This window comes from Motilimonas sp. E26, assembly GCF_021278025.1.
GTDB lineage: Bacteria > Pseudomonadota > Gammaproteobacteria > Enterobacterales > CBDFNC01 > Motilimonas.
In genome coordinates this window covers 17,063-33,180 of the sequence record NZ_JAIBHJ010000011.1, presented here as the reverse complement: position 1 = coordinate 33,180, position 16,118 = coordinate 17,063, and the positions used below count along the sequence as shown (strand labels likewise).

The window sequence follows — 16,118 nt, the reverse complement described above, 5'->3', positions numbered from 1 at the left end:
CTACCCGCCACAAACGGGGCTCACTTTAATGTTTTCGCGAGTTGGTATTTTTCTGATTGGTTTTATTACCGTTATTTTCCTTCTGATAAAGTCGATTAAATTTGTTTGGTTAAATGCTGTACCGCGGGAACGTTCATGGTTTTCATTTTTTGTCACGAGCACTTATCATCTTTGTTGCCATATGCGGATTTTCATACTTAAGCTATGTCAATAATCAGGCTGTCAGTTATCTTTGGGAGCAAGCCGAGGCGATAAACACGCAGTGTAACAAAGATAAAAAATGTCCTGTTCACCCCGCTGGCTGGAGTAAACATGACTTTCGTTATCGCTATGACTACGTCTATTTCAGCACCAAGTTCTACCTGTTTTATTCCGCGGAAGATGATGTATTTTCTATTTACATCAATTATGGCCCTGATTTGAGTTACAAGTTGGTTGGTGGGGTTAATAAGGTAGTCAGTCAATAAAATGAAGAAGTAATGAAAGTAACTGGGCAACCCGCAAAATAATTAGGTTTGCGAGTTATCAAATTCAAGACGGTCACACTTACTTAATACAGCTAAACTCGCAGTGCAGGGTTTCTTTATCATCAAATTCAAAGTAGTAAACATCATCGCCATGATGCTTCCCATTCCCTCGAAACGAACATTCACCCGTTTTCATTACGCGCATTGCGGTTAAAAAGCAGATAGAGAATTTTTCTTCAAAATCCTTTTTATAAACAGGCACAGTACAACCTGAGATGCCGCTCATTTCCCAACGTTCACCTTTAAATATCAATGCATCATGCTTAGATCCACCATAGCCAAGCTCTTTTATTGAGCAATCTTTTTCATCGTTATAAAAAGTAACAAAATCGCCACTAACCGCTTGAAAAGACAATAACAATAACCCTAGGTATAGATATTTCATCGTTTTTTCCTTCAATAAAAAAATCATCAATTTAATCAACATTAGTTTTGGCTAAGCACATGACCATTGAATATCGTATGAATGAGTAGCAAAGCTTCGTTTTCAGGGATGAAAACGCAGAGCGTATAGGGACATATTCACAGCGGTTTTGCGGATTATTCATACGATAATACTTATCCCAAGTTCAGGTTAATGACATGTTACCAATATCAGCTTTATTTCTTCTTAATCGGAAAATAAAGCTTCATCACCGACTCATCGCTATTGGGCATGGATTCGGGGCCATAATATTCAAAGAAATAACCACCCTTATGGTCATAGCCAGAACTGGGGAACCAATCTCGCATAATGGCTTGCCAAAACTCGATATAGCGATTGTCCATTACCCCTTTGAACTCAAACACAGCGTAGGTATTTTTCGGGATCTCGCGCGAAACCGTCTCATCCGCTAACGAGGCCGGAAAGCTTGCTCCCGCAAGCAGCTCACAACCCACCATATATTCCAGCTGATTGGACTTAGTGAAGCTATAGACCGAGAGATCTTGGGTGCTTAGCCCGATGCCCGCTTTATTGTTACAAGTGCTGATATCAATGCCAGAGTTATTTACCCGTGGCCACAGATCGGTTAGCTGTTGGCTGCCTTCATAACCCGACGCTCTAATGCCGGTCAGGGTAAAGGCGTCTAACTCAACAATTTGTGGCTTAGGTGCTAGCGAGTTAGCTATCGTAGCAAGTGATGCTGGTAGTTCTGCTGGTAAAGCGTTGGCAAAATGCTTAGAGAAAAACTGAAACACCTCTTGTTCAATCAACAAGTTTAGTCTGTCGGAGTGGCCGCCTGGGTATTCGCTATAAAACGCGTTAATGCCTTTTTGCTCAAGCTCGTTTGCTAGCACGCGCAGGTCGTCGCGAATAGCGATATCTTTATTACCCACATCAAGCTTAATGGCGGTCACTTTCTCTTTGATATTGTCGAGCTGGCTGGCCGAAAGCTGATTAAGAGCGGTCATGATGCTGTGGGCGCTGATACGCGCAACCGTTTGCTGGGTAAAGGGCACCTCGGCATACAAGGGCGCGGTATTGCTCGGCGCAAACGCTAAAGCAACGGAATAATTAATGACTTCATTTCCAGTCCATTGATCTTTTGGTGCTGATAAGCCTGCGTTAATGTCGGCCAGCTGTGCATCGGTTTTCATGTTACTTAACCAATGCTCACCCACTAACGCTGGGCTCATGGCATACACGCCGGAAAACAACTCGGGATAGTTAATCGCAAAATTAAGGGCGCCATAGCCACCCATTGAACTGCCGGCGATGCCGCGTTGTTGATTGGTGCGATAGTTTGCCTCCACATAAGGTATCACGTCTTTAAGGATGTAATCCTCCCAGCTGCCACCTGACGTTGAGTTGCTATACCAGCCACCTTTGGCATGCTCGGTGAAACTGTCTGGCACCACGATGATCATTTCGTTAATTTGCTGCTGCGCGTACAAGGTTTTCAGCGCGTTGGTAACATTAGGCTCACCGCCAATATTAGAAAACCAGCCATAAGCGTTGGCGCCTAATCCGTGCAGTAAATACACCACGGGATAAGTTTTGCTGCTATCGCTGTGATAAGAGGGTGGTAATGAGATAATCAACTCACGCTCGGCCTTAAGGGGTAAGACATTGTTTTGCAGTGATGGGCTGGTGATGGTCACTGTTTCGAGCGTTGGCTGTTTCGGCACTTCTTTTTCGGCAAAGCAGCCACTAACAAGCAGCGCACAGGCCATGGTTATCATCAAACTTAATCGATTACTCATTGATCTTCCTTAAAATAATGAACAGAAACATGCCGGCATCGCTGTATATGGAGGCATTGCATAAAATAATAGATTAATGACATTTTATGTCAACAGTGTTTTTACATTTACTTGATATTCATCGCTAAATTAGCGCCTCGGTTTTTATCGGCTCAATCGCGAGTTAGGCTCAGCTGCAACGCTTCAACCTCTGATGCTGACAGCTGACGCCACGCACCCAAAGCTAAGCCATCTAAGGTTAAATTAGCCAGCGCCACACGCTGTAAATCAATCACCTTATAACCCAGCATTTGCGCCATTTTGCGAATTTGTCGATTGAGCCCTTGGGTTAATACAATTTCAAACTGATCGGGGGCGATCCGTCTTATTTGACAAGTCCGAGTTAACCCCTCTCTTAGCTGCACACCCATCGCCATTGCCCTTAAAAAGGTCTCATCAAAAGCGCGCTCGACTTGCACATGGTAGGTTTTAGGGTGATAAAAATCCGGATGAATTAAGCGCTGGCATAGCTCGCCATCATCGGTGAGCAATAACAAACCGTGCGAGTCTTTATCTAACCGCCCTACCGGATAAATGCGCCCAGCATCAAGGGGTAACAAGTGCAATAAACTGGCGCTGTGATGCGCCCTTAAATTACAGTCCACGCCAACGGGTTTATTAAACAGCCAATAACTAAAGGCGGCTTTTAGGGTTAAAGTTTGGCCTGCCAACTGCACCAAATCGCCCACCTGAACATGGTCAATGTGCTCAGCAATACGGCCATTAAACATCACCTCACCGGCATCAATATGACGTGATGCTTGACGACGTGAGCAATAGCCGGACATAGCAATATAACGGGCTAAGCGAATTTCTGATACTTGAGGCATTATCATCGCCTCACTTGGCAAACTTGCCAGTCGCTAAAAATGCACTTATTGCATTAAGCACGCGTCGATTGGTCATCAAAAAGGTATGAGTCACCGGCAGGGTTAAGTGATCTTTCATACCCGCAATTTTAGTGCTGTTAACACTTACTTTGCCGTCGTTAGGTCTGGGCATTAACGTCGACAAAATCAAGTTGACGCTGCGGGTGCCCGCAATCACGCCCAACTCATAGTCAACTGCGCCAAGTCGCTTAGGCATACTCATTTCATCTGTGCCTAATTGCAAACCTGCCTCGCCATTGATCCATTTAAATAAGCGTAAATGGCCAAGCTTATCAACAATCTCACTGCCTTGATTGGGCGGCGCTAACATCACTACTCGGCCTAATTGTTCTATTTTATGCTTGGATAAATATGCCCGCAGCAAAATACCGCCTAGTGAGTGGGTGACAAAATGAATGGTGTGACCCCCTTGGCACTGTGCTAGCGCTTGTGGGATCACCTGATTGGCTAAGGTCATCACATCATGCTGGCGCGAGGCATACCCAAGATTAACCACTTGATAACCTTGACGGCGCAAGTGCTTGGCGATGGTATTCATTGAGCGCGGCGTTCTCACTAAACCATGCAGTAAGATCACTGTTTCTTTCTTAACATGAGCGTCTTGCTTCATTGCTGCTCAATCCATTCATACAAGTGCTCAACGTTAGCTGGGTATTCGCGCTTGAGTTTTTCAACCCAGTCGTCAATGTTATCCCACCACGCGGGCAAGTCAGGCGATTGCGCCTTTTGCGCCAGCTCACGTAAGCGTTTTAAACCGATCGAGCCAGCGGCGCCTTTAATTTTATGAGCTTCACTAACAATACCGTCTTGATCGCGGGCAATCAGGTTAGATTCTAATACCGCCAAGTATTCAGGCATTAATTTCTCAAACAAAGCCACACTTGAAATAAGCGTCGATTTACCCACCGCAGCTAAAAAATCCCCCAACATTTCAGTGTCTAACAAGGTTTCCAGTTTTACTTCAACGTGATCATGACGATGAACAGCAACCGGTAAAGGCTCATGGGCGAATAGCTCACTCACCATGGCGGCAACCGCTTCCACACTAAGGGGTTTACTAATGGCATCGTCCATGCCTTGTTCAAAATATTCCGTTCGATCATTAATCACATTGGCGGTCAGAGCTACCACAGGACATAGATCGTCGCCAAAACGATCACGCAATTTAGCCACTACTTCAAAACCACTGAAGTCGGGTAATTGAATATCGAGTAAAATGAGTTGATAAGCATGCTGCTCTGCCATATCTAATGCCGCTTGTCCGGTCATGGCGACCGAGACTTGATGGCCCAGCTTTTCCAGTAATGCTTTGGCAACGGTGACATTCAGCTCAACGTCTTCCACCAGCAAAATATCAAGATTGGGCAAGGCCTTAACTTGCTCACTTAACTCATTAAGTGTTTTCGGTACATCAACTGTCAGCTCAACCGCAAACACTGAGCCTTTGCCTAGCTCACTGGTCACTAATATTTCACCGCCCATCGCGCTCACTAGCTTATGTGACACCGCTAGCCCGATACCGGTTCCGGTAGCTTGCTTGGTGCCTTTAACCTGATAATACATGGAGAATATTTTCTTAATTTGATCTTCCGGTATGCCGATACCTGAATCTTGTACTTCCATGCGAATACGCGCTTTATCTTCACCTAATGCCATCGAACTGACACGAATATCAACGCGCCCCTGATCGGTAAATTTGACCGCATTGCTGATCAAGTTCCACATTACTTGGCGTAAACGGGTACCATCGGCTTCGATATAATCCGGTAGATTAGGCGCATTTTCACAAGCTAGATAAAGATTTTTTTGCTGCGCTTGGATATGCGCCAAGCTTTCTAAATCTGAAACAAAGTCATGAAAATTGAGCGGCTGCTTGACGATTTCTAAACGCTTTCGATCCAGCTTATCTAAATCAATAATATCGTTAAAAATATTGCCTAGGGTGGTGGCACTAACATGAATGGTTTTAAGATACTTGCGTTGCTGTTGACTGAGCTCACCATCGAGCAACATTCGACTTAAGCCAACAATACCGTTAAGAGGCGTGCGCAGTTCGTGACTAATAGTAGAGATAAAAGTGGTTTTATCACGGCTGGCTTTTTCGAGCTTTTCTTCGTATTTTTTGCGCTCGGTGATATCGCGACCAAAGCCTAATAAGCCCAAACGTTTACCCTTTTGATCAAAAAACGGCACTTTACTTAATTCAAAATTAGCCTTACGCCCTGATGGAAACTCCAGCCATTGCTCATAAGTAAGGGGCTCATTGGATTCAAATACAGCGGCATCGGTTTCAATTATTTTATCAGCGATATCAGAGCGATAAACATCCCTTGGCGTTAAGCCGATTAATTGTGACTCGGTGCGTCCCGTCAGCTCTTCTACCGCTTTATTACAACCGGAAAAGCAACTATCTTCATTGCGGTAGTAAACCAAATCAGGGGAGCTATCAATAAAAGAGCGCAGTAGTGCCGTTTTATCCTCTAAGGTGCGCTGCGCTTCTTCGCGCTGCTTTATCTCATTTTCTAACTCTGTCATCGCTGCACTGCGAGCGCGCTCTGCTTTTTTACGCTGCTCAAATTCTTGGTGCATTTGTTCAATGGTTTGGGTTAGCTCTTGGGCGCGCTCTAGGTCTCGCTCGCGCATCTGTTGCAGTTTTTTTACCATCAGACTTGATTTCTTTCGCGCCAACTCCAATTGATCTACCACGGCCGAAAAAAAGTATATTGCCCAAGGCGCAATCAACAGGCCAAAAAATACCGAACGGATCAGGTCTATTTGCTTAACCTCTCCCGACAAAAATAAAGTGACGGCTATCTGTACAAAAAGCGCCAGCAAAATCAGACAGGTGGCCATCATTAAACTGAACTTAAAAATACCTAAACGAGTTAAGTATGAAACATAAAACTGCGACCAGACTTTCATTTTTTTCATGCAAACGCTCCCTTTTATGGCCCCAATAATAAACGACCTAAAGTGAAAAACCTTGGTTTTTTATGGTTTTTAATCTGCCCTAAGGGGTTTATAATTCGCGGCCTTATCAAAATTTGAGCCAAAACACCTTCGCTCAGTGATAGAATTGGGTCTGTTTTAGTAGTAATCAGGAGTATCGCCTTAATGTCATCATCAATGCCGGACGTTGCCAATAGTGCCTTCGCCCAAAAAGAAGGGCTATTAGACTGGGTTGGAATGAGCCAAATAGAGTTACCTCTGATGGTTTCAAGTGATAATCAAGCCGCGCGTCAAGTCAGTGCAAAGGCAGAAGCTTTTGTTAATCTCGCTGATACCAAAGCTAAAGGCATTCATATGTCACGCTTGTATTTATTACTTGATGAATTATCAGTTAATGGCGAAGTGACCCTAGCGAGCCTAAAACAATTATTAGATGATTTTCTAGTTAGTCACGAAGACTTGAGTAATCAAGCGCATTTAAAATTGTCGTTTGATTATCATTTACGTCGCAAATCACTGATCAGTGGTAAGCAAGGCTGGAAGGCCTATCCTGTGGTACTGACCGCACGCCAAGAGGACGACAACTTTGAACTTGAGCTTGAATTAAACGTACCTTATTCGTCTACTTGCCCTTGCTCTGCAGCCTTAGCGCGCCAGTTGATCCAACAAGCTTTTAACGACAACTTTGCCACAGGCGAAAGCCTAGACAAAGAAGCCGTTCATGCATGGTTAGGCACAACACAAGGCATAGTAGCCACGCCTCACAGTCAGCGCAGTAATGCTCAGGTGAAAGTAAAACTAACCAATGAAAACCAATATTTACCTATTATTGAAATCATTGACTTAGTTGAGCAAGCACTGCAAACGCCAGTACAAGCGGCGGTTAAGCGTGAAGATGAGCAAGAATTTGCGCGTTTAAATGGCCAAAACCTAATGTTTTGTGAAGATGCAGCACGTCGTTTGCAACATGCATTAACGCCACGCGCAGAATTTGCCGACTTTTGGGTACGCGTAAACCATTATGAAAGTCTTCACGCCCATGATGCGGTTGCGGTAACAACAAAAGGTGTCCCAGGCGGCTTTAGGCCCTAGGAGTAATTGTTTAGTCGAAATACAAAAGGCGCAAATAAGCGCCTTTTTTATTAGCTGTCTTTAGTGGCTAGTTTATCTCTTAGTCGCTCGCTTCATCCATCATGCCTGCCAACTGTTCAAAATGCAGTAGTTGGTTTCTACCACTGTCTTTGGCTTGATATAACGCTAAGTCGGCTTGTTCAATTAAGGTGTCGTAATCTAAGTCTGGATCGGGCGTCAGGGTGGCGATGCCTAAACTCACCGTAATATGGTTAGCAACCTGTGAATGAGCATGGGGAATATTCTTATCCTCTACCGCTTGGCGGATCAGTTCAGCAATATGCTCTGCACCTGCTTTATCAGTGTCGGGCAATAAAATAACAAACTCTTCCCCGCCATAACGTGCCACTAAGTCGGTTGCTCGCTTGGATGCATTCTTAATGGTGCTAGCGACTAAGGTCAGCGCTTGATCGCCTTCTTGATGGCCATAATTGTCGTTATACGGCTTAAAAAAGTCGATATCCAGTAAGATAAGTGACATCGATTGCTCTTGGCTAATACTGCTGCGCCAGTAATAACGTAATTGTTCATCAAAACTACGTCTATTAGCTACTTGGGTTAAACTATCAATAAAACTAAGCTCTTCTAACTTACCAATTGCGTCAGCCAGTTGCTGCTCCGTATCCTTACGTTCGGTAATATCATGGGTGACCATCAAAATAGCGGCTTCGTTATCAAGTGGAAATACAAATGGGTTCTTCACTACTTCAAGCCATTGCTGCTGGCCTTGAGGTAAAAACACCAGCTCTTCATACTTAACACTATCTTTAGCTCGAAATATCTGTTTGTGCTGACGTTGATTCCAGTCAACTTTATCGCTTGGCAAAATATTAGCGACAGCTTGGTTAATAACATCAGTTAATGGCTTTTGCACCATGGCATCAGCAAATGCATTGTTAGCCACTTTACATAAACCCGCTTGTGTCACAATCGCAACCGGATCAGGATAATCATTAAACATGGCCATTAAAGAAGCGGTTAAATATTGCGTTTTTTCGGCATCACATTCTTGTCGAGTAAGGGTCTGAGACTGGTTCAGAACCACCAGCAAAGCGTATATATTTTGCTGTTCGTTTTCCATTGGGTAGACAATAATATCATCACCGCGCTGTACTTGCCCCAGCCAAGCTTTTGATTCTAAAGGCCGCTGGCGCGCTAATTCATCTTTTGACAGTACATCTCTGTCACGCTTGCCAATAACATCACCGTTTTTTAAACCAACCAAATCGGACCAAAGCTTGTTACAGGCGAGCACCACACCATGTTTATCTTTAATACAAGCTGGGCTGGTAATTGCCGCTAAAACATCACGTAACAAGGCTTGTTGTTGAGGTAAAGGGCGAAAATCAGGCTGCGCCGTTAACCGACAAAGTTGGCACAACCAGTAATGATGTTTACCCCGCTGAATACGCTTGGCGTTTAAAATGAAAAAGTGCCAACTCCCCGATAAACAGGTTAAACCAATTTGTTGGTTTACAATTTCACCCTCATCCAAACTGGTTTGAATTAAACTCGCGACAGGCTGTAGGCACTCAGGTAACGGCTGTTTATAGGGATCTTCCGGGCACAGTTTCAGCTCTTGAGCCATGGCGTTCGCTTCAAGTAAATATTTACCATCTTGACTAATCACCACAGAAGCAAAAGGCATCATGGCAAGTGAAAACGATTTATTTTGCCCCCTACGCTTAACCCCTCGCACGATAAAGATAGTTAACGCCACCGCAATAACGATGGGTAAAAATATCCACCACCACATGCCAGATAAAGAAAGCCATTTAGCGTCGAGTTTTTGCAACTCAGAAGAGCTGATCAGATTAGCGCCCCAACTTATCCAATCAATTAACTCACCCTGAGTCGGCTCAACCTGCGCGACCACGTCTAGTTCAGCTAAATGATAAGAGTTCATGAATAAAGTAAGTAGATCATCACTCTGGCCAGCACCAGTATCAATACTAACCGTTGCAATAGCATCAATATCACCTTGGATTAAATGCCACATAAGCACAATAGAAGAGTCATAAGCGTTAGCTTGAATGTTAATTTGCCGCTCTACGTTGTCACGTAAAAAACCTTTACGTTCAACATACCCTAAGCGAACTTGATTTTGCTTATCCTGTAGCGCACGAGAAATAAGCCGCTGGTTTTTCTTTAAATAGTATAACTTGACCTTTAACCCCACTAACGGGATACGTAATACATCGGGGTTATAACTTTGTGATGAGAGGCTAAGCTGAATATTGCGCGCATCGCCAAAGCTTGCCTCAGTTTGCGCCAGCACGTTCACGTCAATGCCTGTATTTTCCGCCCAAAGAGCCCAATAATCCGTTAGCACCCCCGTTAATAAGTCGTCTTGATAAAAACCAAAGGGTACATGCCCATCTGGTACGACTATATTAATAGATTTTGGCTTTTCGGTATCTAATAGATTATCGGCACTATAGGCAAAGCCACTTGAGCCTGCAAATAGAACAACAGACAAGCAATAAATTATTAAATTAAAACACTTATTAAACATGCAATAGTGGCTCTGCGCCCCCTTATCCATACTCCACTGTTATTATGAATGACTGCGCTCATTTAACCAGCCTTAAACAACTTATCCGTTGAAACATCCGTGTTAGCTCACAGAACGAAATAGATAGCGGGAGTTTGTTTGACTTCCTTGTGAACCTGACGCAGCTAACCCTTTGGCAACAGCAATAATACCTTGCCAACGATCTTCACACCACGCAGGCGCAATCAAGGTTGGCTTTCGTGCTGTTGCAGAAACGCGATGATAAACCACTTCAGCAGGCGTGCGCTGGATCATCATTACCGCAACGGCAACGTATTCCTCAAGGGTAATAGCAGCTAACCTATTTGCAGCATAAGCTTTCGCCATAGTTGAACCTGTAACAATATGTAAAGGATGCAATTTAAGTCCATCAACCCCTAATGCGACAACCTTATCTATGGTCTGTTGATAATCTTGCCAACCCTCGCCGGGCAAACCGACAATTAAGTGGGTACACACTTTTATTCCTAACGCTCTTGCTTTCAGGCAGACATGTTCATATTCGGCCCAACCATGACCACGGTTAATGCGCTTTAGGGTTTTATCATTGCTGGTTTGTAAGCCAAGCTCAAGCCAAATTTCATAGCCCTGCTCGCGATACCCTGAGAGTAAATTCAACACCACATCAGACACACAATCCGGCCGAGTGCCAACACATAATCCCACTATATTGCGATACGCCATGGCTTCCCGATATAGCCTGTCTAATTCAAGTACCTCACCGTAAGTGCTGGTATAAGCCTGAAAATAAGCTAAATATTTCGAACTCTTGGCCTTAAGCTGCTCGGCTTTAACATCTAACTGCTGCGCGATAGATTGCACAGCAGTGGTTTCATCGACAAAAGACGCCACATTACAAAAAGTACAGCCACCAGTGCCTAATGTCCCATCGCGATTTGGGCAAGTAAAGTTGCCATGTATGGTGAGCTTACGCACCGTTTCTCCATAACGAGATTTTAAATCTTGGCCTAAGGTATTTACCCAATGATGTAACTGCATAGCGTTTACTTCTATCCCTTCAATCAAAGTCGACATGCTAATCAGCTAGAGGGAGTAAGTTGTAGAGGTAAATCAAACAAGCACTAAGTAAGGGTTTATTATATTTTTAACAAAGCAGTAAACTTTTTGTTCAAAAAACAGCCTAAACTTAAGCTTAATGACTAGAATAACGCGCACCTGACAATTTACTGCCAGAAAGTAACTTGATAGACAGCTGAAAAGGTTAAATAAAAATAAATGTTAACAAGCCTAACTAAATGTAAACGAAATTTGACTCCTTGTGCTTTTCTGGTTAGTTTCTCGCCAACTTAACGAATACGCATCATCGCAAGCTAATCCCACATATTTTAGAGATGGCGATGATAGGAATTGGAGCAAAGTTATGTCTCTTTACCACCCCTCTTTTGAACGTGACAATTGTGGCTTTGGCTTAATCGCCCACACTAAGGGTAAAACTAGCCATAAGCTGGTGCGCGTTGCTATTTCAGCATTAGATAGAATGAAGCATCGCGGCGGCATCTCTGCTGATGGCAAAACCGGTGATGGCTGTGGTTTATTAATGCAAAAACCCGACAGCTTCTTTCGTGCCGTCGCCAAAGAAAACAACTGGAACTTAGGTCGCAATTACGCCATTGGAACGCTTTTTCTAAGCCAAGATGCACAAAAAGCGAAGCGTGCAAAACAAATCATCACTGAAGAGCTCGCCCGTGAAACCCTGACCTTGGTAGGTTGGCGCACAGTACCAGTTGATATCAATGTATTAGGTGATATTGCTAAGCAAAGCGTACCTGATATTCAGCAAATTTTTATTAACGCACCAACGGGCTGGCGCGCGTCAGACTTGCAACGTCGCCTTTATCTGGTACGCCGCCGCATTGAAAAACGTATCAACGATGATGACGACTTTTATATCGCCAGTTTGTCGAATCAAGTGGTGATCTACAAAGGCTTGGTGATGCCAGAGGATTTACCTACTTTCTATTTGGATCTGGCCGATATTCGCATGGAAACCAGCATTTGCCTATTCCACCAGCGCTTCTCAACCAACACCTCACCACGCTGGCCATTGGCACAACCATTTCGTTTATTGGCTCACAACGGTGAAATCAATACTATCGAAGGCAACCGCCAATGGGCCAAGGCACGCTCTTATAAATTTGGCTCGCCGCTATTACCCGACATGCAAGATGCTGCGCCCTTTGTGAACACCTCTGGCTCAGACTCATCCTCATTAGATAACATGGTGGAATTATTCCTTGCTGGCGGCATGGATCTTTTCCGCGCTTTTCGCTTGGTGGTGCCACCCGCCTGGCAAAAGCACCCTTCAATGGATGACGACCTCAAAGCCTTCTACGACTTTAACTCCATGCACATGGAGCCTTGGGATGGTCCTGCCGGCATCGTGATGACCGACGGTCGTTTTGCCGGTTGTGGCTTAGACCGTAATGGCCTGCGCCCTGCTCGTTATGTGATCACCAAAGACAACTTTATTACCCTTGCTTCTGAAGTCGGTATTTGGGATTACCAACCCGATGAGGTAGTTGAAAAAGGCCGCGTTGGCCCTGGTGAGTTGTTTGTTATCGACACCAAAACCAGCAAGCTATGGACCTCATTTGAAATTGACCAAGACTTAAAAAACCGCCACCCATACCGCGAGTGGCTCAGTGCCAACAGCCAACGTTTGCAGCCATTTAGTCAAATACCCGACAATGCCATTGGCGCTCGGCAAATGGATGAGCTCACACTGAAAAGCTATCACAAATCGTTTGGCTATTCCGCCGAAGAGATTGAGCAAGTGATCCGTGTGCTTGGCGAAATCGGCCAAGAGGCTACCGGCTCAATGGGCGATGACACGCCGATGGCCGTGCTGTCACAGCGGCCACGCAGCTTGTATGATTATTTTAGACAAAAATTTGCCCAGGTCACTAACCCCCCGATTGACCCACTGCGTGAAAATCACGTTATGAGCTTGGCCACTTGCATTGGTCAAGAGCAAAATGTGTTTAATGAAACTACCGGCCACGCCAACCGTGTGATGTTTGACTCGCCGATTCTACTTTACAGCGACATTAAGCAATTGTTAGCACTGGATCAACAACATTACCAACATGGCCAAATAGATCTCACCTTTAGTGTCGACGAAGGCTTAGGCGCGGCGGTTGAGCGCATTGCACAACAAGCCGTTTCGTTAGCGCAAAGTGGCACGGTATTGCTGGTGTTATCAGATAAGAACATTTCACCAGACCAGCTGCCGATCCCAGCAGCCATGGCGGTGGGCGCAGTACAGCAAGCACTGGTAAATAACAACCTACGCTGCGACACTAACATAGTGGTTAAAACCGCCAGCTGCCGCGACCCACACCAATTTGCCGTGTTACTCGGCTTTGGTGCAACGGCTGTCTATCCCTATTTAGCCTATGAAACGTTAGGGCAATTGGTTGATAACGGCACCTTAAATCTTAACCTACGTGATGCCCTTGAAAACTATCGTAACGGTATTAATAAAGGCTTATACAAAATCATGTCGAAGATGGGCATATCAACGGTAGCCAGTTATCGCTGCTCGCAGTTATTTGAAGCCATCGGCATTGATGACGAAGTCATTGAGCGCTGCTTTAAAGGCGTCACCTCTCGTATTGCCGGCGCTAAGTTCACTAATTTTGAACAAGATGCGCTGCGCTTACATCGACAAGCCTACATTCATCGTAAGCCACTCGAACAAGGCGGCTTACTAAAATACGTGCATGACGGTGAATACCACGCCTACAACCCTGATGTGGTGACCAGCCTACAAGTGGCGGTGAAGTCAGGTGATTACCAAGACTATAAAGTGTTTGCTGATACGGTCAATCTGCGCCCCGTTTCCAGTCTGCGCGATTTATTTAATCTGACCCGCGATGCCAGAGCCATTGCCCTTGATCAAGTTGAAGCGCCGGAGTCTTTGTATCAACGTTTTGACTCTGCCGCCATGTCCATTGGTGCGCTCGGCCCTGAAGCCCATGAAGCCTTAGCAATTGCAATGAATACCCTAGGCGGCCGCTCTAACTCAGGAGAAGGCGGTGAAGACCCCGCTCGCTTTGGCAACAAACGTCTATCAAAAATCAAACAAATTGCCTCGGGACGCTTTGGCGTTACGCCGCACTATTTAATGAATGCCGAAGTCATTCAAATTAAAGTGGCGCAAGGGGCCAAACCCGGTGAGGGCGGCCAATTACCCGGCCATAAAGTCACCGCGCAAATCGCTAAGTTGCGTTATTCCACGCCCGGTGTGGCGCTAATTTCACCACCACCTCATCATGATATCTATTCTATTGAAGACTTAGCTCAGTTGATTTTTGATATTAAAGAAATTAATCCAGATTGCTTAGTCTCAGTTAAATTAGTGTCTGAGCCCGGTGTCGGCACCATCGCTACGGGCGTAGCCAAAGCCTATGCCGACTTGATTACCATTTCTGGCTATGACGGTGGCACGGGTGCAAGCCCATTAACCTCGGTCAAATACGCGGGCAGCCCTTGGGAGCTCGGCCTTGCCGAAACCCATCAAGCACTGGTAGCCAACAACTTGCGCCATAAAGTGCGCTTGCAAGTGGATGGCGGCCTTAAAACCGGTTTAGATGTGATCAAAGCGGCGATCCTCGGCGCGGAAAGCTTTGGCTTTGGCACCGGCCCTATGGTCGCGTTAGGTTGTAAGTATTTGCGTATTTGCCATCTCAACAACTGCGCCACAGGTGTGGCAACTCAAGATGAAAAACTGCGCCGCGATCATTATCACGGCTTGCCGGAAATGGCGATGAACTACTTTAAGTTTATCACCCAAGAAGCCCGTGAGCTGATGGCGCAATTAGGGGTAAAACAGCTAACGGATTTAATTGGCCGCACCGACTTATTATTAGTTAAAGATGGTGAAAGCCAAAAACAAAGTAAGCTAGATTTGTCTGCCATTTTGTATGCGCCAAAAAGTACCAAAGGGCATCCATTATATTGCACCGAAGCCAACCCGCCGTTTGATAAAGGCGAGCTTAACCGCAAATTGGCCGAGCAATTAAATGATGCGATTACGCACAAATCAGGCGGCGTCTATCGCCATACGGTTCGCAATACCGACCGCTCCGTCGGCGCGATGATTTCCGGCATTATCGCCAAGCGCCATGGCAATCAAGGGATGGCGAGCGATCCTATAAAAATTATACTGAACGGCACCGCTGGGCAAAGCTTTGGCGTGTGGAATGCTGGCGGCGTCGAGTTATATCTCACTGGTGACGCCAACGATTACGTCGGCAAAGGCATGGCGGGGGGTAAGTTAGTGATCCACCCTCATGCAGGCGTGGCGTTTAAATCCCACGAGGCCGCCATCATCGGCAACACCTGCTTATACGGCGCGACTGGTGGTCAGTTATTTGCTGCAGGCTGCGCGGGTGAGCGCTTTGCGGTGCGTAACTCCGGCGCCCATGCCGTGGTGGAAGGCATTGGCGACAACGGCTGTGAATACATGACCGGCGGTATTATCACTGTGTTAGGTGAAGTGGGCGTTAACTTCGCGGCAGGGATGACGGGCGGTTTTGCTTACATTCTTGATGAGGCAGGTAACTTTAGCGAGAAGCTAAACCCAGAGCTGGTTGAGGCGATTGAATTAGATGATTTAATCATTCACCAAGAGCACTTACGCGGCCTGATCAACTTGCATCTCGATGAAACGGGCAGTGCGCGCGCCGAACAAATCTTGGCTAAATTTCATCAATATTTACCACTGTTTAGATTAATTAAACCTAAGTCCGCGGAGCTTTCATCATTGTTAGGCCACCGTAGTCGTTCCACTGCCGAGCTACGGGTTGAAGCCCAATAAGG

General features: G+C 45.4%; 10 protein-coding genes. 3 read left to right on the top strand and 7 right to left on the bottom strand.

All coding sequences use genetic code 11. The annotated features are described in order from the left end of the window. The first annotated feature begins 149 nt into the window (after positions 1-149). Positions 150-467, top strand: coding sequence for a hypothetical protein (locus K1M91_RS11065; protein WP_232801819.1), 318 nt, complete (start codon positions 150-152; stop codon positions 465-467). 79 nt (positions 468-546) lie between these two features. On the opposite strand, the gene K1M91_RS11060 is transcribed toward K1M91_RS11065, so the two are convergent. From K1M91_RS11060 to arcB, 5 genes are all read right to left on the bottom strand, one after another. Further along, positions 547-912: a hypothetical protein gene (locus tag K1M91_RS11060; protein WP_232801818.1), complete on the bottom strand. Its 366-nt coding sequence runs from the start codon at positions 910-912 to the stop codon at positions 547-549. A 215-nt stretch (positions 913-1,127) separates the two neighbouring features. Continuing rightward, positions 1,128-2,711, bottom strand: coding sequence for an alpha/beta hydrolase-fold protein (locus K1M91_RS11055; RefSeq protein WP_232801817.1), 1,584 nt, complete (start codon positions 2,709-2,711; stop codon positions 1,128-1,130). A gap of 152 nt (positions 2,712-2,863) precedes the next feature. Continuing rightward, entirely contained in the window at positions 2,864-3,562 is a 699-nt protein-coding gene (locus tag K1M91_RS11050; RefSeq protein WP_232801904.1) for a pseudouridine synthase, read from the bottom strand. A 28-nt stretch (positions 3,563-3,590) separates the two neighbouring features. Next, on the bottom strand, positions 3,591-4,250 hold the full coding sequence (locus K1M91_RS11045; protein WP_232801816.1) for an alpha/beta hydrolase: 660 nt from the start codon (positions 4,248-4,250) through the stop codon (positions 3,591-3,593). Next, positions 4,247-6,571, bottom strand: coding sequence for an aerobic respiration two-component sensor histidine kinase ArcB (gene arcB, locus K1M91_RS11040; protein WP_232801815.1), 2,325 nt, complete (start codon positions 6,569-6,571; stop codon positions 4,247-4,249). The genes K1M91_RS11045 and arcB overlap by 4 nt, the downstream gene beginning before the upstream one ends. A 183-nt stretch (positions 6,572-6,754) precedes the next feature. Between arcB and folE2 the strand changes: the two genes are divergently transcribed. Then, on the top strand, positions 6,755-7,681 hold the full coding sequence (folE2, locus tag K1M91_RS11035; RefSeq protein WP_232801814.1) for a GTP cyclohydrolase FolE2: 927 nt from the start codon (positions 6,755-6,757) through the stop codon (positions 7,679-7,681). 79 nt (positions 7,682-7,760) lie between these two features. Here folE2 and K1M91_RS11030 read toward each other — a convergent pair whose 3' ends face one another. Together K1M91_RS11030 and K1M91_RS11025 are read right to left on the bottom strand one after the other, a co-directional pair. Next, complete coding sequence (locus K1M91_RS11030; RefSeq protein ID WP_232801813.1) at positions 7,761-10,199, bottom strand: diguanylate cyclase; 2,439 nt, start codon at positions 10,197-10,199, stop codon at positions 7,761-7,763. A 138-nt stretch (positions 10,200-10,337) separates the two neighbouring features. Further along, positions 10,338-11,273 carry a TIGR01212 family radical SAM protein gene (locus K1M91_RS11025; protein WP_232801903.1) on the bottom strand — a complete coding sequence of 312 codons (936 nt, stop codon included), beginning with the start codon at positions 11,271-11,273 and terminating at the stop codon, positions 10,338-10,340. 382 nt (positions 11,274-11,655) lie between these two features. Here K1M91_RS11025 and gltB point away from each other — a divergent pair, with 382 nt between their 5' ends. After that, on the top strand, positions 11,656-16,116 hold the full coding sequence (gltB, locus tag K1M91_RS11020; protein WP_232801812.1) for a glutamate synthase large subunit: 4,461 nt from the start codon (positions 11,656-11,658) through the stop codon (positions 16,114-16,116). The last annotated feature ends 2 nt before the right edge of the window (positions 16,117-16,118 follow it).

Excerpts from the sequence above, each read along its gene's own strand:
- K1M91_RS11060 (WP_232801818.1), bottom strand. The coding sequence starts at position 912 with ATGAAATATCTATACCTAGGGTTATTGTTATTGTCTTTTCAAGCGGTT.
- K1M91_RS11055 (WP_232801817.1), bottom strand. The coding sequence starts at position 2,711 with ATGAGTAATCGATTAAGTTTGATGATAACCATGGCCTGTGCGCTGCTT.
- K1M91_RS11045 (WP_232801816.1), bottom strand. The coding sequence starts at position 4,250 with ATGAAGCAAGACGCTCATGTTAAGAAAGAAACAGTGATCTTACTGCAT.
- arcB (WP_232801815.1), bottom strand. The coding sequence starts at position 6,571 with ATGAAAAAAATGAAAGTCTGGTCGCAGTTTTATGTTTCATACTTAACT.
- folE2 (WP_232801814.1), top strand. The coding sequence starts at position 6,755 with ATGTCATCATCAATGCCGGACGTTGCCAATAGTGCCTTCGCCCAAAAA.
- K1M91_RS11025 (WP_232801903.1), bottom strand. The coding sequence starts at position 11,273 with ATGCAGTTACATCATTGGGTAAATACCTTAGGCCAAGATTTAAAATCT.
- gltB (WP_232801812.1), top strand. The coding sequence starts at position 11,656 with ATGTCTCTTTACCACCCCTCTTTTGAACGTGACAATTGTGGCTTTGGC.